Genomic DNA, 24,121 nt, shown 5'->3' with positions numbered 1-24,121 from the left:
AGAGGACGGATACATGCGAAAATTCCAAATTTTTCTATTTATTGAATCTTGTTTATTGACAGGAGCTCTGATTATGATGGTATCAGAGCATTTTTCCCGTTTTCTACTTATTTTGCTCTTGTTTTTACTGCTGATTCGATACTATACTGGAAAACAGGGAAACAATCTCATTTTAGTGGCAGTGAGCATCCTATTTTTCTTTATCATCATGCTTAATCCCTTTGTCATTTTAGCTATCTTTGTGGCTTTGATTTATAGTCTCTTCCTACTTTATCCTATGATGAATCAGGAAAGAGAAGACACCAATCTGGTCTTTGAAGATGTTGTGACAGTAAAGAAGGAGAAAAATCGCTGGTTTGGAAATCTTCATCACTTCTCAAGCTATCAGACCTGTCGTTTTGATGATATCAATCTCTTTCGCCTTATGGGGAAGGATACCATTCATCTAGAGCACGTGATTTTGAGCAATCATGATAATGTCATCATCTTGAGAAAACTGGTCGGTACGACTAGAATCATTGTACCAGTGGATGTAGAAGTCAGCCTTAGTGTCAATTCTCTGTACGGAGATTTAACCTTTTTTGACCAGCCTAAACGAGCTTTGCGCAATGAGCAATTTCATCAAGAAACCAGGGATTATCTCAAGAGTCCTAAGAGTGTTAAGATTCTTTTGACAACTATGGTTGGAGATGTTGAGGTGGTGCGCGGATGAAAAAACAGCCCTATATTTTAATCGGACTCACCTCATTTCTTTTTGTTGCTTTTCTAATTCGAAGCATTTTTAAAATCTTGGATTTGGAGTGGAGTACTCTTTTTCAGGATTTAGAAAAGACAGAAAAAGTCTTATTTCTGGCTTTAATGTTTAGTCTCGCCCTGGCCTTTTTATTAGTCCTATTCTGGACAATTGTTGATGAAATTTCAAGAAGAAGAATCCAAGCAAATCTTAAACGTCTCCTAGCTGGCAAAGATATTGAAAGTCTGGGGGATGCTGACTTAGACGCAAGTTTTAGAAATTTGTCAGGAAAGCTCGGTTTGTTGACAGAAGCTATTCAAAAAGCAGACAATCAAGCCTTGGTCAAAGAAGAAGTGATTATTGAAAAGGAGCGCAAACGAATCGCACGTGACTTGCATGATACAGTCAGCCAAGAAATTTTTGCTGCCCATATGATTTTATCAGGACTCAGTCAACAAACTTCGAGGTTAGATAGAGAAAAAATGCAAACACAAGTCCAGAGTGTGACAGCTATTTTGGAGACAGCCCAAAGAGATTTGCGTATTCTACTCTTGCATTTGCGACCGATCGAACTGGAACAAAAGAGTCTGGTTGAGGGGATTCAGTTGCTTCTCAAAGAATTGGAAGAAAAAAGTGAACTCAAAGTCAGTTTTAAATATCAGGTAGACGAATTGCCTAAAAAGATTGAGGAGCATGTCTTCCGTATCGTCCAAGAATTGATTAGTAATACTCTCCGTCATGCCCAAGCTTCCTGTCTGGATGTTTATCTTTATCAAAGGGAAACAGGCTTGCAGTTGAAGGTAGTAGACAACGGTCGCGGTTTTCAGCTAGATGATGTTGATGAATTAAGCTATGGTTTACGCAATATCAAAGAACGGGTGGAAGATATGGCTGGGACTATACAATTATTAACAGCTCCCAAGCAAGGTTTGGCAGTGGATATTCGCATACCCTTGCTTGATTGACTAACAAAAGGAAATAAAATGAAACTATTATTAGTAGATGACCACCAAATGGTGCGTCTTGGATTAAAAAGTTATTTTGAACTACAAGATGATGTAGAGGTTGTTGGAGAAGCAACTAATGGCGCAGAAGGGATTTCCATGGCCTTAGAGCTTCGTCCCGATGTGATTGTGATGGATATTGTTATGCCTGAAGTCAATGGGATTGACGCAACTCTAGCTATTCTCAAAGAATGGCCGGAGGCTAAAATCTTGATTGTGACTTCTTACCTAGACAATGAAAAAATCATGCCGGTTTTGAATGCTGGGGCTAGAGGCTATATGCTCAAGACGTCGAGCGCAGATGAGTTGCTGCACGCTGTTCGTAAGGTAGCAGCTGGTGAGTTTGCTATTGAACAAGAGGTGAGCAAGAAGATAGAATACAACCGTAATCACGTCGAACTACATGAAGATCTGACAGCTCGTGAACGAGATGTCCTTCAACTAATCGCTAAAGGCTATGAAAATCAGCGTATTGCCGATGAATTGTTTATCTCACTCAAGACGGTGAAAACTCATGTTTCTAATATTCTTGCCAAACTTCAGGTTAGCGACCGTACCCAGGCAGCAGTTTATGCCTTTCAACATCATTTGGTGGGACATGAGGACTTCTAGATGTGAAAGCAAGATTTACTTTCCCAAAGCAAGATTTATTCTTAGGAGAAGAATTTTCAAGTTTTTCCTTAGTCAATCGAGGATTTTTAGTGAATTAAGAGTATGAAAAAATCTAGAAGCAAGGAAGAGTCTCATGAAGTCCTGAAAACTCATTTCTGACTTGAAAAAAGTCGTTACTATATGGTATAATGGACTGTATTAAAAAATTTTAAGGAGAAATGACAGAATGTCTGTATCATTTGAAAACAAAGAAACAAACCGTGGTGTCTTGACTTTCACTATCTCTCAAGACCAAATCAAACCAGAATTGGATCGTGTATTTAACTCAGTAAAGAAATCTCTTAACGTTCCTGGTTTCCGTAAAGGTCACCTTCCACGTCCTATCTTTGACAAGAAATTTGGTGAAGAGTCACTTTACCAAGACGTTATGAACGCTCTTTTGCCAAACGCTTATGAAGCAGCTGTAAAAGAAGCTGGTCTTGAAGTCGTTGCGCAACCAAAAATTGACGTGACTTCAATGGAAAAAGGTCAAGACTGGGTTATCACAGCTGAAGTTGTTACAAAACCTGAAGTTAAATTGGGTGACTACAAAAACCTTGAAGTATCAGTAGATGTAGAAAAAGAAGTAACTGACGCTGACGTTGAAGAGCGTATCGAACGCGAACGCAATAACTTGGCTGAATTGGTGATCAAAGAAGCTGCTGCTGAAAACGGCGACACTGTTGTTATCGACTTTGTTGGTTCTATCGACGGTGTTGAATTTGACGGTGGAAAAGGTGAAAACTTCTCACTTGGACTTGGTTCAGGTCAATTCATCCCTGGATTTGAAGACCAATTGGTAGGTCACTCAGCTGGTGAAACTGTAGACGTTATCGTAACATTCCCAGAAGACTACCAAGCAGAAGATCTTGCTGGTAAAGAAGCTAAATTCGTAACAACTATCCACGAAGTAAAAGCTAAAGAAGTTCCAGCTCTTGACGATGAGCTTGCAAAAGACATTGATGAAGAAGTTGAAACACTTGCTGAATTGAAAGAAAAATATCGCAACGAATTGGCTGCTGCTAAAGAAGAAGCATACAAGGATGCAGTTGAAGGTGCAGCAATTGATAAAGCTGTAGAAAACGCTGAAATCGTGGAACTTCCAGAAGAAATGATCCACGAAGAAGTTCACCGTTCAGTAAATGAGTTCCTTGGAAACTTGCAACGTCAAGGTATTAACCCTGACATGTACTTCCAAATCACTGGAACTACTCAAGAAGACCTTCACAACCAATACCAAGCAGAAGCTGAGTCACGTACTAAGACTAACCTTGTTATCGAAGCAGTTGCGAAAGCTGAAGGATTTGACGCTACTGACGAAGAAATCCAAAAAGAAATCGAGCAATTGGCTGCAGATTACAACATGGAAGTTGCACAAGTACAAAGCTTGCTTTCAGCTGAAATGTTGAAACACGATATCGCAATCAAAAAAGCTGTTGAATTAATCACAAGCACTGCAACAGTAAAATAATCTGAAAAGATAAAAATCCCACCGAATCGGTGGGTTTTCTTATGCTTTATTTTCCGAAAAATTCTTGTAGGTCTTCTTGGCTAATCCCAATCATAGCTGGGATACTAGTCCAGTTTTCTTCGGTTAGGATGTAGGATTGTTCAGTGTCTGTTGAAGTGGCAGTATCGGTTACAAGATGGGTTGTTTCCTCGGCGCTCTCCATTAAGTCAGCGAAACGCTCAATCAAATAGGTCTTACGAGCTGTTCCGATATGTTGAGTTGCATAGTCAAAGGCCTGTAATTCACCTAGTAGGATTAGTTTACTTTTGGCACGAGTGATAGCAGTGTAGATGAGATTGCGTTCTAGCATGCGCTTACTTGCACTGGTGATAGGCAGGATAACAACTGGAAACTCGCTACCCTGAGACTTATGGATACTCATGGCATAGGCTAAGCGAATCTTGTACCATTCATTTCGAGGATAGGAGACCTCATTGCCGTCAAAATCAATCACAATTTCATCCTGCTTGGACTCGGTGTATTTTCCTGGAATCAAGTCTGTGATATAGCCTAAGTCTCCATTAAAAACATTGACCTCTGCATCGTTGACTAGGTGAATGACCTTATCTCCTGTTCGATAGTGACACTGAGGAGCTTCAAAGCTAAGCTGGTCTTTTTGTGGAGGATTGAGTAGGTCTTGCATGAGCTGGTTGAGGGCATCAATACCAGCAGTTCCACGGTACATAGGGGCAAGAACCTGAATATCACGAGCAGGGATGCCACTTCTGATAGCAGCACCTAGGATTTTTTCAATGCTAGCAGGGATATGGTTACTAGCGATTTCAAAGTAGGAGCGATCTGCTTTTTTCTGGGTAAAATCTGCAGGCAATATTCCCTGACGAATCTGACTTGCAAGAGTGACGATGGTTGATTCTTCGCTCTGACGGTAGATTCGTTCCAAACGTGTTTGAGGGATACTTGGTATCTGGAGCAAGTCAGCTAGGACTTGACCAGGACTGACAGAAGGCAGCTGGTCGCTATCACCCACGATGAGAATTTTACTGTTTGAAGAGATGTTGGAGAAGAGCTGGTTGGCCAGCCAAGTATCTACCATGGAGAATTCATCCACGATGATAAAGTCAGCATCCAGATAATCTTCTAGATGGCTGGTGTCATCGTCTCCAGTCATGCCCAGGTGGCGGTGAATGGTAGCGCTTGGTAGACCTGTCAATTCATTCATGCGACGAGCTGCGCGACCAGTGGGAGCAGCTAGGAGAATAGGCAAATTGCTCTTTTTCTTGAGGTCCAGTCCTTCCAAAAGAGCATAGACAGCGATAATGCCATTGATAACAGTTGTCTTACCAGTACCAGGTCCACCTGTAAGGATAAAGACCTTGTTTTGGATAGCATCGCAGATGGCCTGTTTTTGAATACTATCATACTTAATCTCCAGTTCTTCCTCAACAGTTGTGATATGGTCTTGAATAGTCTCTAGATCCTGTTTTTTACTTTGACCTTTTTCGAGGATTCTGATGAGATGACTGCGAATCCCTTCTTCTGCAAAAAAGAGGCTATTATCAAAGATTTTAGTATCAATCTGCTGGACCTTATCTTCTTCAATCAGATAAGCAAGTTCTTGGGTAACTTGACTCGGATCTAGTTCGACTGGACGGGAGGATTCAAGAAGGTTGAGGGTTTGCTCCAACAAGTCTCTAGCTTCCATATAGGTATCTCCCGTCTCCATGCAACCTTGAAAGAGACTATGGACAAGACCCGCACGGAAGCGCTCAGGAGCCTGGCTCTCAATCCCCAATTCTTGGGCCAATTGGTCAGCGATGGTAAATCCCAAACCCTTGATATCCTCGACCAGTTGATAGGGATAGTTCTCGACAATATCTAGCGTTTCTTCCTTGTAGAAGTCTTGAATCTGAAAGGCTAGCTTATTTGGGATGCCGTAATTAGCCAGTTTGGCTAAGACCATCTCTGTTCCGTAATTAAGACGAAGGGTTGAGACAAAGGCTTCACGATTTTTAGCAGAGAGGCCAGAGATAGACTGGAGCTTGTCTGGATTTTCTAAGATTTTGTCAATAGTGTTTTCACCGTAAATATCCACAATTTTCTGGGCTGTTTTGAGTCCAATTCCCTTGAAATGACTGCTGGAGAAATACTTGACCAAGCCCTTACTAGTCGGCTTGGCTCTCTCATAGCGAGTCATTTGTAGTTGTTCCCCATACTTGGAGTGTTGGACGATTTGTCCCCAAAAAGTGTATTCCTCTCCTTCAATGATATCAGCCATGGTACCTGTGACAATGATTTCATAATCATCAAAGTCTTCAGCATTGGTATCCTCAATATCTAGAAGTAAAATACGGAAAAAATTGCTGACATTTTCAAAGATAATGCGCTCAATGGTGCCTGAAAAATAAACTTCCATAAAATTCCTTACAATAGTGTCTGAGAAAATTTATCCCAGACTTAATCAAAATAGAATGAGAAGAGGCTGAGATGGAAAATTCTCGGCCTCTTCCTAGTTTTTAAAATGTTCCGATACGTTTGAGTGGCCAGAAGCGGAATTTGGCTTCACCAGTGATATCTTTTGCCTTAAAGGTACCAACATGTCGACTGTCGCTAGATACCAGACGGTCATCACCTAGGAGGAGGTATTCTCCTTCTGGAACAGTGAAGGTAAAGCTAGTGTTGTAATTAACATCTAGGGTAAAGGCCTGAGCCTTTTGAGCTAAAGTTCTAAAGTATTCTCCCTTTTTACCATCCCAACCAGTTCCAGTATAAGTGCTTTGGAGTTTATCTTCCTTGAAACGCTTAAGGTATTCTGCTAAATAGGGCTCATCAGTTTCTTGACCATTGATATAGAGCTTGTCGCTTTCGTAACGGATAGTATCTCCTGGCATACCAATGACCCGTTTAACGATATCCTTGTTCCCATCGTCTTCATGAGCAACCACAATATCAAAACGATTGATTGGGAGATGTTTAACCACAAAGAGGACTTCTCCATCTGCCAGGGTAGGATCCATCGAATGTCCTTCTACACTGACATTCCTCCAGAGAAAGAGACGGCTAAGACCTACTAGTGTAATAAGTAGGAAGATAACTCCCCACTCTTTTAAAAATGATTTTAAATATTTCATAATTTACCTTTCTAGCATTTTTTTTGCTTTTTCAGTATTTTTAAAGTGTAGTTTGGCGCAGAAGTTGAGCCCCTGTATACCATAAGCACGAAGGATTTGGCTAGCTACCTTGTCAGAAGCTGTCCCAGCCCCACTTGGAAGTTGATAACCAAGTTCTCTACCCAGATTTTCTAAATTTTCCAGAAAGAGATCACGCGCAATGATAGAGCTTACTGCGACTGCTAAGTATTTGCCTTCTGCTTTTTCCTCCAGACTAACTGGATTGGAAAAATGATTGGCTTCATTTTTTAAGTATTTATCATAGTTTTGAGCACTAGTGAAGGCATCGATAACAATCTTTTCAGGATGAACTCCTTTTTGGAGAAGGAGAAAAATGGCTTGATTGTGTAAGGCTACCTTAACAGAAACAGCGTTGTAGCGCTCACCAATGACTTCGTTATACTTACTTGGAGAAAGCAGTAGAGCTTGGTGCTGGATTCTCTCTTTAAGGAGAGGGGCAAGCTGACGAATCTTTTGGTCTGTCAGAGTCTTAGAGTCCCCAACACCTAATTTTCGCAGGAAGTCATGTTGGTCAGGAGTCACAAAAGATGCTACTACAGCCAGACCACCAAAGTAGGAGCCATTCCCAACCTCATCTGTCCCAAGCAAAGGGAAATTTTGTCCGCTAGTTCCTTGACTGACTTGATAGCCAAAAAAACTGGCGTAACTTTCAGCAGCTTCTCCTTGCAAGAGCACTTTCCCAGATGTATAGATGGAAACACTTGCCTGTGGGAGTTTTAAAAAGTAGCGAATATAAGGATTTTTACTAGGAGTCAGTGCTTGTTCATATTGCTGAACAAAGACTTGGATTTCCTTTTCACTCGGGGTTAATGTAATACTTGCCATAGTTCTTATTGTACCATAAAAGCCGTAGAATTGGTAAAAACTGACAAACTTAGTGAAATTTGGTATAATATCGTGAGGTGAATTTTTATGGCAAATTTAAATCGATACAAGTTTACATTCGGCAAAAAAACATTGACCCTAACAACTGAGCATGACAACCTCTTTATGGAGGAAGTTGCCAAGGTTGCAACTGAAAAATATGAAGCAATTAAAGAGCAAATGCCTGGAGCGGATGATGAGACAATCGCTATTTTATTAGCAGTCAATAGCTTGTCAACCCAACTCAGCCGTGAGATTGAATTTGATGATAAGGAGCAAGAATTAGACGCCCTTCGTCATCAAGTTGTAGCGACTAAACAAGAGCATAGCAAGATTGAGGACTCACTATGATTTCCATCTTTCTTTTATTGGTTCTGGCTTGGAGTTTTTATATCGGCTATCGCAGAGGCTTGGTCCTACAAGTTTATTATCTCCTAGCTACAATCGTCTCAGCTTATTTTGCGGGGAATTTTTATCAGTCATTGGGAGAAACATTTCACTTGTTGATTCCTTATGCCAATCCCCAGGAAGGGCAGGGTACCTTTTTCTTCTCATCTGACCAGCTCTTCCAATTGGACAAGGTCTTTTATGCAGGTATTGGCTATCTCTTAGCCTTTGCCGTATTTTACTGCATCGGTCGTTTGATTGGACTCTTTTTTAACCTAGTACCAACCAAAAAGTTAGGTGGCAAATATTTTCGCATCGGTGCAGGAGTCTTATCAGTTGGAGTGACCATATTTGTCCTTCAGATGATGCTGACCATCCTTGCGACTGTGCCCCTAGCAATCGTTCAAAATTCACTTGAAAATAGTCTAGTAGCCAAACATATGATTCAAAGTATTCCAGTGACTACTGACTTGATTAAACAACTCTGGGTAACCAAACTAATCGGATAAAAAGGGCGGGAATTATTCCTAGCCTTTTGTTTACAATTCCAAAAGTTAAGGAGACTTTTAAGAAAGCTTGAGAACTTGAATACAGGGTTCCTAGGCTTATAACTAAGGAAAAGAAAATGAATAAAAAAATACTAGAAACATTAGAATTTAATAAGGTCAAGGCTTTATTTGAGCCCCATATTTTGACCGAGCAGGGATTAGAGCAGTTAAAAGGGCTAGTTCCGACAGATAAAGGGGATAAGATTAAGCAAGCTTTTGCAGAGATGGAAGAAATGCAAGAGCTCTTTGTTGAGCATCCTCACTTCAGTATCTCGGGAACAAAAGACATTGCTGCAACCTGCAAACGTTTAGAAATGGGAGCAGATCTCAACATCGAGGAATTTCTTCTACTCAAACGTGTCATATTTGCCAGTCGTGAATTGCAGAATTTTTATGACAATCTTGAAAATGTACGTTTGGATCACCTGGCAAGTTGGTTTGAGAAACTTCATGATTTTCCACATTTACAGGGAAATTTACAAGCCATCAACGAAGCTGGATTTATTGAGAACTTTGCTAGTGAGGACTTGGCACGAATCCGTCGAAAAATCCATGATAGTGAAAGTCAAGTCCGTGATGTCCTGCAAGACCTTCTCAAACAAAAGGCCCAGATGTTGACGGAAGGTATCATCGCAAGTAGAAATGGTCGCCAAGTTCTTCCAGTTAAGAATACCTATCGTAACAAGATTGCTGGTGTAGTACATGATATTTCTGCCAGTGGGAACACTGTTTATATCGAACCTCGTGAAGTGGTCAAGTTGAGTGAGGAAATCGCCAGTCTTCGTGCAGATGAACGCTATGAGATGATGCGTATCCTTCAGGAACTCTCTGAACGTGTAAGACCGCACGCGGCTGAAATCGCAAATGATGCCTGGATTATTGGACATTTAGACTTGATTCGGGCCAAGGTTCGCTTTATCCAAGAAACGGAAGCAGTAGTTCCTCAAGTATCTGAGGGACAGGAGATTCAACTCCTTCACGTGCGTCATCCCTTGGTGAAGAATGCTGTTGCCAATGATGTGCATTTTGGTCAGGATCTAACAGCTATCGTCATCACTGGTCCCAATACGGGTGGTAAGACCATCATGCTGAAGACCTTAGGTTTGACGCAATTGATGGCCCAGTCTGGACTGCCAATTCTAGCCGATAAGGGCAGTCGTGTGGGGATTTTCGAGGAGGTCTTTGCGGATATTGGAGATGAACAATCCATCGAACAAAGTCTTTCAACCTTCTCTAGTCACATGACCAATATCGTAGATATTCTGGGGAAGGTTAACCAAAACTCGCTCTTGCTTCTTGATGAGCTTGGTGCTGGTACAGATCCTCAAGAAGGAGCAGCCCTTGCCATGTCTATCCTAGAAGACTTGCGTTTGCGTCAGGTCAAGACTATGGCAACCACTCACTATCCTGAACTCAAGGCCTACGGGATTGAAACGGCCTATGTTCAAAATGCCAGCATGGAGTTTGATACAGCTAGCTTGCGCCCTACCTATCGCTTTATGCAAGGGGTTCCTGGTCGAAGTAACGCCTTTGAGATTGCTAAACGTCTAGGGTTGTCAGATGTCATCGTAGGTGACGCTAGCAAGCAGATTAATCAAGACAATGATGTCAATCGCATTATTGAACAATTGGAAGAGCAGACGCTTGAAAGCCGTAAACGTCTTGAGAATATTCGCCAAGTCGAGCAAGAAAATCTCAAGATGAACCGTGCCCTTAAAAAACTCTACAATGAACTCAATCGTGAAAAGGAAACAGAACTCAATAAAGCGCGTGAACAAGCTGCGGATATTGTTGACTTAGCTCTGGCTGAAAGTGACGATATTCTAAAAAATCTTCACAGCAAATCTCAACTAAAACCACATGAGATTATCGAAGCCAAGGCTCAGCTCAAAAAATTAGCACCTGAAAAAGTTGATCTTTCTAAAAATAAGGTCCTACAAAAGGCTAAGAAAAAACGAGCTCCAAAAGTTGGGGATGATATCATCGTTTTAAGCTATGGTCAACGAGGTACCTTGACTAATCAACTCAAGGATGGTCGCTGGGAAGCTCAAGTTGGCTTAATCAAGATGACGCTTGAGGAAAAAGAGTTTGACTTGGTTCAGGCTCAGCAAGAAGCACCAGTCAAGAAGAAACAAGTCAACGTCGTCAAACGTGCAGCAGGCAAAGGCCCACAGGCTCGACTAGATCTTCGTGGCAAACGCTACGAGGAGGCTATGGAAGCCTTGGATGCCTTTATCGACCAAGCGCTGCTCAACAACATGGCTCAAGTTGATATCATCCATGGTATCGGTACAGGAGTCATCCGTGAAGGAGTAACCAAATACTTACAAAGAAACAAGCAAGTCAAGAGCTTTGGCTATGCACCACAAAATGCAGGTGGATCTGGCGCAACCATTGTAACCTTTAAGGGATAAAGTGAAACAAATGAAAATTATAATAAAATTTTCTGAAAATAATTGACAAGAGCTAAATTTTCTTGTAAAATAAGAAAAAATTAAATACAACACCGAATGAAGTTTAATAGAAGTGGAGAATCAGTTGATGCTCCATGACTGTAAATGGACGGAACTCTGGAGAGACCGTAAAGGCACCGAAGGGGCAAGGCAGGCAACTGCTCAAACTCTCAGGTAAAAGGACAGAGCAATGATAGAGCGCTTTTTGGCATTTATCGATGCATTCCAGAGTACATGTTTTTAACATGTGCTCTTTCTTTTGGGGTTGAATAGATAGGAGAATGCTATGTTAAATTTGCTAAAAGAGCTGGATGCTCTAGTATGGGGACCACCTCTCTTAATTTTGCTAGTGGGAACAGGATTGTATCTGACCATTTGTCTAGGGCTCTTACAAATTTTTCGTTTACCAAAAGCCTTTCAGTTGATTTTTGCTAAAGACAAGGGGCAGGGTGATGTTTCGAGCTTTGCTGCCTTGTGTACAGCCCTAGCAGCAACTGTTGGTACAGGAAATATTATCGGGGTTGCAACGGCTATCAAGGTTGGTGGACCAGGTGCTCTTTTTTGGATGTGGGTGGCTGCTTTCTTTGGAATGGCAACCAAGTATGCAGAAGGACTACTTGCTATTAAATATCGAACCAAGGATGACCATGGTGCGGTAGCAGGAGGACCGATGCATTATATCCTTCTAGGGATGGGCGAAAAATGGCGCCCTCTTGCAATCTTCTTTGCTGTAGCTGGAGTACTAGTTGCACTTTTAGGGATTGGTACTTTTACCCAGGTGAATTCCATTACAGAATCCGTGCAAAATACGGCTAGTATTGATCCGACAATTACTGCACTTGTTTTATCTATTTTCGTAGGAATCGCAGTCTTTGGTGGGCTCAAGTCCATTTCTAAGGTTTCAACCACAGTTGTTCCTTTCATGGCTATTGTCTACATCTTGGGAACTTTGACAGTTATTTTCTTTAATATCGATAAAGTACCAGCAACACTTTCACTGGTCCTCACATCAGCTTTTAGTCCCATAGCTGCAGTGGGAGGATTTGCAGGAGCTAGTGTTCGGATGGCTATTCAAAATGGTGTGGCGCGTGGTGTCTTCTCAAACGAGTCTGGCTTGGGTTCAGCTCCCATTGCGGCTGCGGCAGCTAAGACCAACGAACCGGTGGAGCAAGGTTTAATTTCCATGACAGGAACCTTTATTGATACCTTGATTATCTGTACCCTGACTGGTTTGACAATCTTGGTGACTGGGGTTTGGAATGGTAATTTAGATGGTGTTGCTCTAACTCAGTCAGCTTTTTCTACAGTCTTCTCTTTCTTTGGACCTGCTCTTCTAACAATCTTCTTGGTACTTTTTGCCTTTACCACGATTTTGGGTTGGAACTATTATGGAGAGCGTTGTTTTGAGTTTCTCTTTGGCGTTCGCTTTATCTGGCTTTATCGTGTGGTCTTTGTACTCATGGTCTTGCTGGGAGGATTTATCGAGCTGGATATGGTCTGGGTCATTGCGGATATTGTTAATGCCCTCATGGCTCTACCAAACCTGATTGCCCTCTTAGCCTTGTCTCCAGTCGTTATCGCTGAGACGAAGAAGTATTTTGCTAAATAATGTAAGATTGATCTTTCCATTTAAAGGAAATGCTAGCATCTGTTTGTAAGATGCTAGTTTTTTCACTACTAGGGCTAGTCTTTTATTTTATACTCAATGAAAATCAAAGAGCAAACTAGGAAACTAGCCGCAGGTTGCTCAAAACACTGTTTTGAGGTTGTGGATAGAACTGACAAAGTCAGTAACATATATACGGCAAGGCGACGTTGACGCGGTTTGAAGAGATTTTCGAAGAGTATTCTGTCATAAGATGAATGAAATTCAAGAGTACATCTTTTATGATATCCTTTATTTGCACTTTTATTTAGTGTATAATAGTCAGCATAAATCTGTTTTTGTTCGGATATGTCTTGCTCCATCTATATGCGAAAGAGAAATAAACGGGAGGTGTTTATGTCAAAAGATATTCAAAAATTAGTGATTTCACAAGGAATAGCGAATCTAGCAGATGTCTTTTTTAGAGTTGTTGTGATTGCGAATGTGTTTGTCTTATCTGGTTCGGTCATTTCAACCTCCCTAGTGCCAATTCTGATTGGTCTATCCTCCTTTTTAGCCAGTTTCTTAGTTCCATTAGTAACGAAGAGATTAGCTTTAAATCGTGTTCTTTTCTTGACTCAATTTTGTAAGACGATTCTGCTAGCGATTTTGGTTTTTCTACTCAAGCAATCTGAAACTATTTCCCTCCCTCTTTTATATGATATTGTCACTTTAATCTCCATTTTGGATGGTTTTGCAGCACCTGTTTCCTATGCGATTGTTCCACGCTATGCAAGAGATTTAGCTAAAGCGAATGCAGCCATTTCTATGAGTGGAGAAAGTGTGCAACTCGTTGGTTGGGGCTTAGGAGGCTTCTTATTTGCGAGTCTGGGAATGAAGCCTAGCCTGCTCATTGTGTTAGCATTGTTTACAATTTCTACGATTTTGATGTTCGGTTTACCACTTGTAGAAAAAGAAGAGGTGTCCTCTGAAACAAGTCTTGAGACACTAACAAAAGGTTGGAGACTGGTGGTTAAAAAATCAAGATTACGCTTTATTGTCCAGGCTAATCTTTTAGAAATTCTAGCCAATGCTATCTGGGTCTCATCTGTTTTACTTGTTTTTGTGACTGAAATTTTACACCAGTCAGAAAGCTATTGGGGCTACGTCAATACAGCCTATTCCTTGGGGATTATCTTGGGAGGAGCTATTATCTTCCGTCTAGCCGAGAAAGTTGTTACCTATAAGTATCAAACTATGACATTTTCTTTGTTAGCGACAGCACTAGTAACTCTGTTGATAGTGTTATTTCCAAATCCACTTATTTTCCTACTCCTATCTCTAGTAATTGGTTTTCTATCTCAGATTAAGGAAGTTCCTGAGAGCGTATTTTTACAGGAATCGGTTGATGAGAAGGAACTTGTGAATGTTTACTCCGTTATCGAAGTTGTCTCTACATTGGCCTTTTCTGCCTCTGTTTTTCTAATGAGTTCTATCACAGAATATTTTGGTGTATTTACTGGTTTTGGCCTGGCTATATTCTGCTTGCTAGTAGAGTCCGTCTTAGTTTTAAGCAACAAGCATCAGATAAATTAACAGTTATGATCACACATCTGGTGTGATTTTTTTGTTTTCATAAAAATTTTTTATCAGTGCAATTTAAAATATATATTATGCAAGGTATAGATTCTGTGTTAGACTTATTGTCAACGAAAAGCTAATGAGTCATCAATCAAGGCAAGGATTTGTTCAATAGGCTGATGAGATTTCGTAAGATTTTCGCAGAAACCATTCAATTACAAAACGAAAAGAGGTCCCCTTATGACAACATTTACTATCCACACAGTAGAATCAGCACCAGCAGAAGTGAAAGAAGTTCTTGAAACAGTACAAAAGGATAACAATGGCTATATTCCAAATCTTATCGGTCTTTTGGCCAATGCCCCAACAGCCCTAGAAGCTTACAGAGCTGTTGGAGCTATTAACCGTCGCAATAGTCTAACACCTGTAGAGCGCGAAGTGGTACAAATCACTGCAGCTGTAACCAATGGTTGTGCCTTTTGCGTTGCTGGTCACACAGCCTTTTCTATCAAGCAAATCCAGATGAATGATGACCTACTCCAAGCCCTTCGCAATCGCACTCCGATTGAAAGCGATCCTAAGCTGGATACCCTAGCTAAGTTTACCTTGGCAGTTATCAATACCAAAGGGCGCGTAGGAGATGAAGCTCTTGGAGAATTCCTTGAAGCAGGCTATACACAAGAAAATGCCTTGGATGTTGTTCTCGGTGTCAGTTTAGCAAGTCTTTGTAACTATGCTAACAACCTAGCTAACACACCGATTAATCCAGAATTACAACCTTATGCATAAGAGGAGGGCAAAGTATGGGATTTTTTTCAGAAGAATTTTTAAGCTGGTTAGACCAGCACGCCGATGAAATTGACAAAAAATCATGTCAAGCTGGAGAAGAGTTGATTGAGAAAATTGCTGCAGAAGGTGCCTTTCGTGTAGGAGTACCAAAAGTTCTTGGAGGGCTAGGTGGAAGTGACCAAGATGTTATCGATATCCTTGCAGAACTCGCTCAACATTCCTTAACAGCCTCCTTCATCTCATGGGGGCAACGAACTTTAATAGACAATATTCTTCATACTGATAATGCTTATTTCAAAGAAGTTTACTTGGAAAAACTCTTATCAGGAGAATATGCAGGTGCTACGGCCTTATCTAATGCGGTCAAGTATCTATCTGACTTAGAGGAACTAAATGTTCGTATCCTTGAAGAAAATGGAAATTATTACCTAAAAGGACGACTTCCTTGGGTAACCAATGCTCGTAAGGATCGCTTCCTCACTATTTTTGTAGCAGGATTTGCAGATGATCCGAGTACAAGTTATGTAGTAGCCGTACCATCGGACGCAGAAAACTTTAGTCGTTCCGAAGATTTGGAATTTGTCTCTCTCCAAGGAGGGAATACAGCAGCTCTGACTTTTAACAAGGTCCCTTTAAAGGAAGAGTGGATTCTATCCAAGGATGCTCATCAATTTTTAGCGCAAAACCGTCCAGCCTTTTTAGGCTACCAATTTGGTCTAGCCTTTGGCTTAGCTGAACGTTCACTCTCAGAAGTCGAAAAAGAATTGGGGAAACGAGGTGTCTTGAAGGAAGAATGGCAGCATCAGGTCGAACAGTTAGATGATATTCGACATTCTCTCTATCAAGGACTATCTGAGGAGTCCTATTTCGTTAAAAATCCGCGTGAGCTATTCCAGTTACGGATTGATATTGTTGATGTCGTTGCCCAAAGTCTCTTATTAGAACTACAAGCTGGTGGCGGTAGAGGATACTTTAGTAAATCGACATCCGGTTTCATACGTCGTTGGAATGAAGGTGCCTTTTTACCAATTGTTTCTCCTAGTGCTGTGCAATTGCGACATATTCTAGCGACAAACTAAAAATAAAGAAAATAAAAACGAGGTTTATCTTTTTAAACTTCGTTTTTTAATACTTCATTTAAGCGCTTTTATGCTATACTGATAATAACATGACTATTGGAGGTTCACATGAAAAAACTCCCCTTGGCCTTTTCAGGGTGCTTATTGGGATTGGCTGGTGCAGGCAATCTCATTCTGGATATTTTTCCATTATTATCGCATGTCTTTAGTTTGTCAGGCTTGATTTTATGGTTTTATTTTTTATACAGTCATCTTAGTGATTGGCAAGAGAGCCAGCAAGAACTTAAGAAAGCTCCTCTATTATCGGGAATGGCGACCTTTCCCATGGCAGGGATGATTTTATCAACCTACTTACTGCGAATCTTACCTACGAGTATGGTTATCATAGCACAAGCTCTTTGGTGGTTTGCCTTTCTACTGGATGTAGGGTTAATCATCTACTTCACTAAAAATTATGTGCAGACTAAACCAAGAACGAAAGCAACGCCAAGTTGGACAGTTCTTTATGTGGGGATAGCAGTAGCAAGCTTGACCTACCCAGTGGTGGGTATAGTCGAAATTGCCTATGGCGCTTGGATTTTTGGCTTTACCTTAACCCTTTTCCTTTATCCTCTGATTTATCAAGATTTGAAAAGTAATCCATTGCCACGGGCTTTACTGGGGCAAGAAGGAATCTATTGTGCTCCCTTTTCTCTACTGTTAGCAGCACTCGTTCGAATCGGAGGATCAGCTCTTCATGGCTGGATTTTGCTAGTCATGATCCTTGCCTCACAGACTTTCTTTTTCTTTGTCCTCAGTCGTTTGCCAAGGATTTTAAAACAGGGATTTCAACCAGCTTTTTCAGCTCTAACCTTCCCGACTATCATCACTGCAACTTCATTGAAAATGGCCCAAGGAGTTTTGCAGATTCCAATCCTAAACCTTTTCGTCTGGTTAGAAACTTTCATCTGTTTGACAATCCTGATCTATGTATTGATTGGCTATAACCACTATGTAAAAAGATAAAAGAACCCCCTAGCACTGAGAAGTGTTAGGGGGGTTGCTTTTGTCATATATTTAGCTTGTGAAATGTGTTTTGGAAGCATTAGAAACAACACAGCTCTAAAACTAGGAAACATTGATACTATCAACTCCACACATCCTACATAGACAGTTTCCCTTATGTTTTTTAATATGCTTCAAAACTATATCTTGTACAAATTATTTAATCTTTCTAACTCTAATACATTCATACATACTTCTACTCCAGTAACTTTCCCCTTACTATGAATAATTCCACAAGAAAATCCAATTCTCTTCTTACTCAAAATATTTGACAATACTACTAATGCTTCTAAAGCATAATCCTCTATGGTAATAAAACTATTGTTTTCATCTTTAAAAAACTTTATAAATCCAAAATCCTCACACCTATCGCCAAAATAAAACCTAAGTGATTTTAAAAAATAATCAAAAAACACATCACTTTCCATAGAAAATCCCTTCATTTTTAAAATATTCTGATATAATCATACAAAAAATAAAGGAGAAATACTATGAAAAACTTATTTTATTTATAACTACCTCTCTAACTCTGCTTTGTCTTACCGTCACAACATATGCCGAAACTTCAAAAACAAACAATGCAGTTTCTTATTTTTCCTTATGTAGTGATAAAAAGCTGTAGACCATAGTCCCAAAGATGGCTCCAATACTAAGACCAAAGACAAGTAAAGGAATCATTATCTCTGTTTGGATGATTTTTTCCAAGAAAGTTGATAGAGGTATCTGCTGAACGAAGAGTTTATGAAAGAGTAGCAGGGCAAATAAGCCAATCTCGATACTTATAAATACCAACCAACTACGAACTTTTATTTGGTGTTTGCTGTAGGTTTTGTAGATGATTTCTGATTTGTCATCCTTTTCAAGATGAAGCTCTTGGACGGCTCTTTGAGCTTTTATACTCATGAACAAAATGAGTCCAAAATAGATGTAGGGCATAACATTTCGAACAATTTCTATAAAGCGTCCAAACAAAAGATAGAACAGGAAGAGAAAGAAGGAAGAGTAAAAGATTTGGACCATGGAACGGGCGCAAGCCTTGTAGATGACCTCTTGACGGCATTCATCAAAAGGCCCTTGTATATGAAAGAAATTTCGAAGTAAGCGAGTTGTTAAGTCTTCTTTTTTCATGGGTGATTTCTCCTAAATGAATGATTTTACTTTGTTTCTTTTACGAATTGATAGAGATAATAAAGATAAGTGGTAGAAGAAAGGCTAGCGATAGTTAGCAATAGATAATATTTCCAATTGCTTGAAATGAGCGTCAGTTGTGGTAAGGATAGAATCATAAAGAATAGTGCTAAGTTGAGTATGCGCGTTTTTTGGGAGTCGATCTTTAGATAAGTCAGTCCTTTGTTGAGTGCTGGAACAAAGACTGGAAGGAGAACTATATCGTAGATTGGCAAGTTCCCTGAAACGATGATGAAGATGAGCAGTGAAGCAAACAAAAGATGATAGGTAAGTAAAGTTACTAGTGATTTCATAGGGCACCTCCTAATCGTCGTCCTGATCTTCCTTGGCTTTTTGAATGCGAAGAGTGACGACAATATGGACTGTTAATCCGAAAAAGAAGGCTGCAACGATGGTTGACAAAATACTTCTTGTATGCAAAAGAGCGGTAAGATAGCTTTTGCTATCATCCATTAGGATATTGAGAAGTGGCATGCCAAAGAACATAAAGACTCCATAGAAAAGTCCAGCTTTAAGACCAGGATTACGTAACTGTTTCTTTTCCTTCTGGCTCAACATATCAGGATCGATAGCAGCAATACCAGTTTTTTTAGTTTGACTAGTGACATAGATAGCACAAACCATGGAAATTAGAAAGATAATGATTGGATATCCAAAAGCGACTACTTGGGGATATCTAAAAGCAAGGACAAAGGGAATAAGATTGCCTAAAGTCATGAGGTAAAAGAGAATCATAAAGATTTTATTTCCGATGTGCTCAGCTTCGCGCCGTTTGTGTTCATCAAGGGGGCCTGAAATGCCATAGATGCGTTTGATCAGTTTTTCATTGAGGGGTTCTTTTTTCATTTTTCTTCTCCTTTTTAAAAATCGTCCTCCCAAAAGAGACTGTTGAGGTCAGTTTGGAGGCTTCGAGCGAGATTGAGACAAAGTTCCAGGGTCGGATTGTACTTGTCGTTCTCAATCATGTTGATGGTTTGTCTCGAGACACCGATATCCTTGGCGAGCTCGAGTTGGGAAATGCCCAGTTCCTTGCGGAATTCTTTTACACGATTCATGCTTCCTCCTTTTTATTTATGTCACATATATTTGACTATAGTATATTCTTTTGAAAATAAAATGTCAACTATTTTTGACATATTTTTAAGAGAAAGTTGATGAAAATATTTCCATTATAAAATCTTCTAGCGATTTTATGTTATAATGAAGAAAAGTACAGAATTATAAGAGTGAATTGGATAGACTGAAAGCTATCTACTAAAGAAGGAGCAGAAAATGAACCATAAGATTGCAATTTTATCAGATATTCATGGCAATACGACGGCCTTAGCTGGAGTGCTTGAGGACGCAAAAAATTTGGGAGCGACTGAATATTGGCTTTTGGGAGATATTTTTCTACCTGGGCCGGGAGCAAATGACTTGGTGGCTCTTTTGAAAGACCTACCACTTACAGCATCGGTTCGAGGCAACTGGGATGATTGTGTCTTAGAGGCTTTAGATGGGCAATTTGGTTTAGAAGATCCCGAAGAAATTCAGTTTCTCAGGATGACTCAGTATCTGATGGAGCGCCTAAACCCCGAGCATATTGATTGGTTGAGAAAGCTACCTATGATAGCCAAGAAAGAAATCGAAGGCTTGCGCTTCTCACTTTCTCATAATTTGCCTGAGAAAAACTATGGTAGAGATTTACTGGTTGAAAATAATACTGAAAAATTTGACCAGCTACTTGATGAAACTACTGATGTTGCTGTCTATGGGCATGTCCATAAACAGCTCCTACGTTATGGTAGCCAAGGCCAACAAATCATCAATCCAGGTTCGATTGGTATGCCTTATTTTGACTGGAAAGGGCTGAAAAATCACCGAGCCCAGTATACCTTACTTGAGCTTGAAAATGGTGAATTGGTCAATATCCAATTTCGAAAAGTTGCCTATGACTATGAAGCAGAGCTAGAATCAGCTAAGACCAAAGGCCTTCCCTTTATCGAAATGTATGAGGAATTACGACGTGAGGACAACTATCAAGGCCATAATAGAGATTTGTTAGCTAGTTTAATTGAAAAGCATGGTTATGTAGAGGATGTGAAAAATTATTTTGATTTTTTGTAAGAGTTGATTTAACTAACAAATACTAAATAAAGAGTCTGGGACAAAAGTCCTAGCCTCTTTTTGATGTTGGATTGTCGAGCAAGACGCAGTGGTTGAGTGGGCTCTACTACGCTGATTTCATCAGCTTTTACAGCCCTACTCAACTGTGCGGAGGTGGGACGACGAAATCGAATTCTAACGAATTACCGATTTCTGTCCCACTATCTTTTAATATTTCTTATTGTAATTGAGATTGATCCGGTAGGTAAGAACTCCCTAGATAGGTTTTGCTGACTTTTTCAAGGGTTCCATCTTGGTAGAGTTCTTTGAGAACATTGTCAAATTGCTCTTTAAATTCTTTTTGGTCGCTTGCGAAGATAATGTAGTTGTTTGGATTATCATTGCTTTCCAAGTCAACTACATTCAAGTTTAAACAACGGTCTTGGATAATTTTTTGAACATTTTCGATAAATTTAATATAGATTTTAAAAATAGTGAACTTAATGAGCTTTTTAGCTTCAATAATTCGGTAAAAATTTGACAATAAAATTATTTTATTTTAAAATATAGGTATCATAAAACTATTTAAAGGAGATAGTCATGAAAAAACTTCTTACTGCGAGCCTTGTGCTCTTATCAGTTGTAACTTTAGCAGCTTGTGGAAATAAATCTTCTGATTCTGCAAGTAAAGCTTCAAGCTCGACTGAACAAACATCAGCTTCATCAAAAACAGATAACTCAAAGACAAACACATCTGAAGTTACTCTTCTAACAGACGAAGAAATCGACAAGGCTAAAACAATTGGAGATATGAAAACTCTTTTTGGTAAGTTGATTGACAACTATAAGAAATTTGTTGAAGAAATCGGTGACAAAGTTCCTGAGGCTGAAAAAGATGTTTATAAACAACAAGTAGAGCCTGCTCTTAACTCACTAGAGACTTCAAGAAAAGCATTTAATGATGGCTTGTCAAGCGCAGGTTCTGACGATACAGAAATGCCAGAAGAATCACGTACTGTCTTTCTCCAACAGTTGAAGACTGCACGTGATGCTATGACACAAGCGATTGAGGCTGCAAGTAAAGTTGTATCAGGGCAATAATATGAGTAAAGAGAGTGGGACAGAAATCGGTAATTCGTTAGAATTCAATTTCGTCGTCCCACCTCCGCACAGTTGAGTAGGGCTGTAAAAGCTGATGAAATCAGCGTAGTAGAGCCCACTCAACCACTGCGTCTTGCTCGACAATCCAACATCAAAAAGAGGCTAGGACTTTTGTCGCAGCCTCTTTTTCTTGTGCAAAAAATTTTTACTATAGCTAGCAACTAAATCGAAAAGTATGTAATTCCTGATTAAGAGTTGGGATAAAGATCTCTACATTATGAAAAAACTCTGCAAGCTCTTTCAAAATATGGTAAAATGGAAGCAGTAGAAATAGAAAAGGAAATCGATTATGAAATTTCTTGAATTAAATAAAAAACGTCATGCGACTAAGCATTTTATCGACAAACCAGTTGATCCTAAAGATGTGCGTACGGCTATCGAAATCGCAACCTTGGCACCAAGCGCCCACAACAGCCAACCATGGAAATTTGTGGTGGTTCGTGAGAGAAATGCTGAATTAGCAAAATTGGCTTACGGTTCAAACTTTGAGCAAGTAGCATCTGCACCGGTGACCATTGCCTTGTTTACAGATACTAACCTAGCTAAACGTGCTCGCAAGATTGCCCGTGTTGGTGGAGCAAATAACTTCTCAGAAGAACAGCTTCAGTACTTTATGAAAAATCTTCCAGCAGAATTTGCGCGCTACAATGAACAACAAGTCAGCGACTACTTGGCCCTTAATGCAGGGTTAGTAGCTATGAACTTGGTCCTTGCTTTGACTGACCAGGGAATTGGTTCAAACATTATCCTTGGTTTTGACAAATCAAAAGCCAATGAAGTTTTGGAAATCGAAGAACGTTTCCGTCCAGAACTTTTGATTACAGTAGGATACACAGATGAGAAGTTGGAACCAAGCTACCGCTTGCCAGTAGATGAAATTATCGAGAAAAGATAGGAAGTAAAAATGACAGTTATTGATTATACAGCAGAAGTAGAAAAACGTAAAGAAGACCTCTTGGCTGACTTGTTTAGCCTTTTGGAAATTAACTCAGAACGTGATGACAGTAAGGCTGATGCGCAGCATCCATTTGGACCTGGGCCAGTAAAAGCCTTGGAGAAATTCCTTGAAATCGCAGACCGTGATGGCTACCCAACAAAAAATGTTGACAACTATGCAGGTCATTTCGAGTTTGGTCAAGGAGAAGAAGTTCTCGGAATCTTTGCCCATATGGACGTAGTGCCAGCAGGTAGTGGTTGGGACACTGACCCTTACACTCCAACTATCAAAGATGGTCGTCTTTATGCGCGTGGTGCTTCTGATGACAAGGGGCCAACTACAGCATGTTACTATGGTTTGAAAATCATCAAAGAATTGGGACTTCCAACTTCTAAGAAAGTTCGTTTCATCGTCGGAACTGACGAAGAGTCAGGTTGGGCAGATATGGACTACTACTTTGAACATGTAGGACTTGCAAAACCAGACTTTGGTTTCTCTCCAGATGCTGAATTCCCTATCATCAATGGTGAAAAAGGAAACATCACAGAATACCTTCACTTTGCAGGTGAAAATGCAGGTGCTGCTCGTCTTCACAGCTTCACAGGTGGCTTACGCGAAAACATGGTGCCAGAGTCAGCAACTGCAGTCGTTTCAGGTGACTTAGCTGACTTGGAAGGGAAACTAGACGCCTTCGTTGCAGAGCACAAACTCAGAGGAGAAATCCAAGAAGAAGACGGTCAGTACAAGGTGACTGTAATTGGTAAATCAGCTCATGGTGCTATGCCTGCTTCAGGTGTCAATGGTGCGACTTACCTTGCTCTCTTCCTTAGCCAATTTGCTTTTGAAGGACCTGCAAAAGACTACCTCGATATTGCTGGTAAGATTCTTTTGAATGACCATGAAGGCAAAAACTTGAAAGTGGCTCATGTGGATGAAAAAATGGGTGCCCTTTCCATGAATGCTGGTGTCTTCCGTTTCGACGAAGCAAGTGCTGACAATACGATTGCCCTTAACTTCCGTTATCCAAAAGGAACAAGCCCAGAGCAGATCAAGTCAGTTCTTGAAAACTTACCAGTTGTTTCTGTTAGCTTGTCTGAACATGGTCACACACCTCACTATGTACCAATGGAAGATCCGCTTGTCCAAACCTTGTTAAATGTTTATGAAAAACAAACAGGTCTTCAAGGTCATGAGCAAGTTATCGGAGGCGGAACTTTCGGACGTCTCTTAGAGCGTGGTGTAGCCTACGGTGCTATGTTCCCAGATTCTATCGATACTATGCACCAAGCCAATGAATTTATCGCCTTGGACGATCTCTTCCGAGCAGCAGCAATTTATGCAGAAGCTATCTATGAATTGATCAAATAATGCTA

24 protein-coding genes, 1 pseudogene and 1 riboswitch are annotated in these 24,121 nt (G+C 40.2%); of the genes and pseudogenes, 16 read left to right on the top strand and 9 right to left on the bottom strand.

All coding sequences use genetic code 11. The features are described 5' to 3' along the window. Nucleotides 1-13 precede the first annotated feature (13 nt). The 4 genes from liaF (at nucleotide 14) to tig (ending at nucleotide 3,859) form a co-directional block, all read left to right on the top strand. Entirely contained in the window at nucleotides 14-712 is a 699-nt protein-coding gene (gene liaF / locus QM874_RS05640; protein WP_414316555.1) for a cell wall-active antibiotics response protein LiaF, read from the top strand. Further along, a complete protein-coding gene (locus QM874_RS05635; RefSeq protein ID WP_414316554.1) occupies nucleotides 709-1,698 on the top strand; it encodes a sensor histidine kinase in 990 nt (329 codons plus the stop codon). The genes liaF and QM874_RS05635 overlap by 4 nt, the downstream gene beginning before the upstream one ends. Before the next feature lie 18 nt (nucleotides 1,699-1,716). Further along, nucleotides 1,717-2,349 carry a response regulator gene (locus tag QM874_RS05630; protein WP_414316553.1) on the top strand — a complete coding sequence of 211 codons (633 nt, stop codon included), beginning with the start codon at nucleotides 1,717-1,719 and terminating at the stop codon, nucleotides 2,347-2,349. Between the two features lie 226 nt (nucleotides 2,350-2,575). Beyond that, nucleotides 2,576-3,859: a trigger factor gene (gene tig / locus QM874_RS05625; RefSeq protein ID WP_414316552.1), complete on the top strand. Its 1,284-nt coding sequence runs from the start codon at nucleotides 2,576-2,578 to the stop codon at nucleotides 3,857-3,859. A gap of 46 nt (nucleotides 3,860-3,905) precedes the next feature. On the opposite strand, the gene QM874_RS05620 is transcribed toward tig, so the two are convergent. The 3 genes from QM874_RS05620 to rnhC all read right to left on the bottom strand — a co-directional run bounded on the left by QM874_RS05620 (nucleotide 3,906) and on the right by rnhC (nucleotide 7,872). Further along, a complete protein-coding gene (locus QM874_RS05620; protein ID WP_414316551.1) occupies nucleotides 3,906-6,272 on the bottom strand; it encodes an ATP-dependent RecD-like DNA helicase in 2,367 nt (788 codons plus the stop codon). 100 nt (nucleotides 6,273-6,372) lie between these two features. Beyond that, the gene (lepB, locus tag QM874_RS05615; RefSeq protein WP_414316550.1) at nucleotides 6,373-6,987 is read right to left on the bottom strand and encodes a signal peptidase I; all 615 of its coding nucleotides are present in this window, start codon (nucleotides 6,985-6,987) and stop codon (nucleotides 6,373-6,375) included. A 3-nt stretch (nucleotides 6,988-6,990) separates the two neighbouring features. Then, a complete protein-coding gene (gene rnhC / locus QM874_RS05610) occupies nucleotides 6,991-7,872 on the bottom strand; it encodes a ribonuclease HIII (RefSeq protein ID WP_414316549.1) in 882 nt (293 codons plus the stop codon). Nucleotides 7,873-7,959: 87 nt separating this feature from the next. Between rnhC and zapA the strand changes: the two genes are divergently transcribed. From zapA to QM874_RS05570, 8 genes are all read left to right on the top strand, one after another. Continuing rightward, on the top strand, nucleotides 7,960-8,262 hold the full coding sequence (gene zapA / locus QM874_RS05605; RefSeq protein WP_414316548.1) for a cell division protein ZapA: 303 nt from the start codon (nucleotides 7,960-7,962) through the stop codon (nucleotides 8,260-8,262). Continuing rightward, complete coding sequence (locus QM874_RS05600; protein ID WP_414316547.1) at nucleotides 8,259-8,807, top strand: CvpA family protein; 549 nt, start codon at nucleotides 8,259-8,261, stop codon at nucleotides 8,805-8,807. Before zapA ends, QM874_RS05600 begins: the two co-directional genes overlap by 4 nt. A 116-nt stretch (nucleotides 8,808-8,923) precedes the next feature. Beyond that, a complete protein-coding gene (locus tag QM874_RS05595) occupies nucleotides 8,924-11,260 on the top strand; it encodes an endonuclease MutS2 (RefSeq protein ID WP_414316546.1) in 2,337 nt (778 codons plus the stop codon). A 146-nt stretch (nucleotides 11,261-11,406) separates the two neighbouring features. After that, nucleotides 11,407-11,495: riboswitch (glycine riboswitch) on the top strand. Between the two features lie 90 nt (nucleotides 11,496-11,585). Then, complete coding sequence (locus QM874_RS05590) at nucleotides 11,586-12,908, top strand: alanine/glycine:cation symporter family protein (protein ID WP_414316545.1); 1,323 nt, start codon at nucleotides 11,586-11,588, stop codon at nucleotides 12,906-12,908. A 393-nt stretch (nucleotides 12,909-13,301) separates the two neighbouring features. Beyond that, nucleotides 13,302-14,480 carry a ryptide export MFS transporter gene (locus tag QM874_RS05585; RefSeq protein WP_414316544.1) on the top strand — a complete coding sequence of 393 codons (1,179 nt, stop codon included), beginning with the start codon at nucleotides 13,302-13,304 and terminating at the stop codon, nucleotides 14,478-14,480. Between the two features lie 225 nt (nucleotides 14,481-14,705). After that, nucleotides 14,706-15,254 carry a carboxymuconolactone decarboxylase family protein gene (locus QM874_RS05580; protein WP_414316543.1) on the top strand — a complete coding sequence of 183 codons (549 nt, stop codon included), beginning with the start codon at nucleotides 14,706-14,708 and terminating at the stop codon, nucleotides 15,252-15,254. 14 nt (nucleotides 15,255-15,268) lie between these two features. Then, nucleotides 15,269-16,333, top strand: coding sequence for an acyl-CoA dehydrogenase family protein (locus tag QM874_RS05575; protein ID WP_045763586.1), 1,065 nt, complete (start codon nucleotides 15,269-15,271; stop codon nucleotides 16,331-16,333). Nucleotides 16,334-16,441: 108 nt separating this feature from the next. Beyond that, entirely contained in the window at nucleotides 16,442-17,338 is an 897-nt protein-coding gene (locus QM874_RS05570; RefSeq protein WP_414316542.1) for a TDT family transporter, read from the top strand. 179 nt (nucleotides 17,339-17,517) lie between these two features. Here QM874_RS05570 and QM874_RS05565 read toward each other — a convergent pair whose 3' ends face one another. The 5 genes from QM874_RS05565 to QM874_RS05545 all read right to left on the bottom strand — a co-directional run bounded on the left by QM874_RS05565 (nucleotide 17,518) and on the right by QM874_RS05545 (nucleotide 19,620). Then, nucleotides 17,518-17,820 (bottom strand): hypothetical protein, encoded by a 303-nt coding sequence (locus tag QM874_RS05565; protein ID WP_414316541.1) that lies wholly within the window; start codon nucleotides 17,818-17,820, stop codon nucleotides 17,518-17,520. Nucleotides 17,821-17,965: 145 nt separating this feature from the next. Continuing rightward, nucleotides 17,966-18,505 carry a DUF3278 domain-containing protein gene (locus tag QM874_RS05560; protein ID WP_414316540.1) on the bottom strand — a complete coding sequence of 180 codons (540 nt, stop codon included), beginning with the start codon at nucleotides 18,503-18,505 and terminating at the stop codon, nucleotides 17,966-17,968. Nucleotides 18,506-18,531: 26 nt separating this feature from the next. Next, complete coding sequence (locus QM874_RS05555) at nucleotides 18,532-18,858, bottom strand: hypothetical protein (protein ID WP_414316539.1); 327 nt, start codon at nucleotides 18,856-18,858, stop codon at nucleotides 18,532-18,534. Nucleotides 18,859-18,868: 10 nt separating this feature from the next. Continuing rightward, nucleotides 18,869-19,411 carry a DUF3278 domain-containing protein gene (locus QM874_RS05550; protein WP_414316538.1) on the bottom strand — a complete coding sequence of 181 codons (543 nt, stop codon included), beginning with the start codon at nucleotides 19,409-19,411 and terminating at the stop codon, nucleotides 18,869-18,871. Between the two features lie 14 nt (nucleotides 19,412-19,425). Further along, a complete protein-coding gene (locus QM874_RS05545; RefSeq protein ID WP_001082470.1) occupies nucleotides 19,426-19,620 on the bottom strand; it encodes a helix-turn-helix transcriptional regulator in 195 nt (64 codons plus the stop codon). A 217-nt stretch (nucleotides 19,621-19,837) separates the two neighbouring features. On the opposite strand from QM874_RS05545, the gene QM874_RS05540 reads away from it, so the two are divergent. Next, nucleotides 19,838-20,671 carry a metallophosphoesterase family protein gene (locus tag QM874_RS05540; protein ID WP_414316537.1) on the top strand — a complete coding sequence of 278 codons (834 nt, stop codon included), beginning with the start codon at nucleotides 19,838-19,840 and terminating at the stop codon, nucleotides 20,669-20,671. Nucleotides 20,672-20,888: 217 nt separating this feature from the next. Here QM874_RS05540 and QM874_RS05535 read toward each other — a convergent pair. Further along, nucleotides 20,889-21,113 (bottom strand): annotated as a pseudogene (locus QM874_RS05535) (amino acid ABC transporter substrate-binding protein); the annotation flags it as partial. A gap of 137 nt (nucleotides 21,114-21,250) precedes the next feature. Between QM874_RS05535 and QM874_RS05530 the strand changes: the two are divergent. The 3 genes from QM874_RS05530 to pepV all read left to right on the top strand — a co-directional run bounded on the left by QM874_RS05530 (nucleotide 21,251) and on the right by pepV (nucleotide 24,116). After that, entirely contained in the window at nucleotides 21,251-21,751 is a 501-nt protein-coding gene (locus QM874_RS05530) for a hypothetical protein (protein WP_414316536.1), read from the top strand. 349 nt (nucleotides 21,752-22,100) lie between these two features. Then, complete coding sequence (locus QM874_RS05525; protein ID WP_414316535.1) at nucleotides 22,101-22,706, top strand: nitroreductase family protein; 606 nt, start codon at nucleotides 22,101-22,103, stop codon at nucleotides 22,704-22,706. Nucleotides 22,707-22,715: 9 nt separating this feature from the next. Beyond that, nucleotides 22,716-24,116 (top strand): dipeptidase PepV, encoded by a 1,401-nt coding sequence (pepV, locus tag QM874_RS05520; protein ID WP_414316534.1) that lies wholly within the window; start codon nucleotides 22,716-22,718, stop codon nucleotides 24,114-24,116. The last annotated feature ends 5 nt before the right edge of the window (nucleotides 24,117-24,121 follow it).

Source organism: Streptococcus infantis (assembly GCF_047463615.1).
GTDB classification, from domain to species: Bacteria; Bacillota; Bacilli; order Lactobacillales; family Streptococcaceae; genus Streptococcus; species Streptococcus infantis_X.
This window is presented reverse-complemented; position numbering and strand designations above follow the sequence as displayed.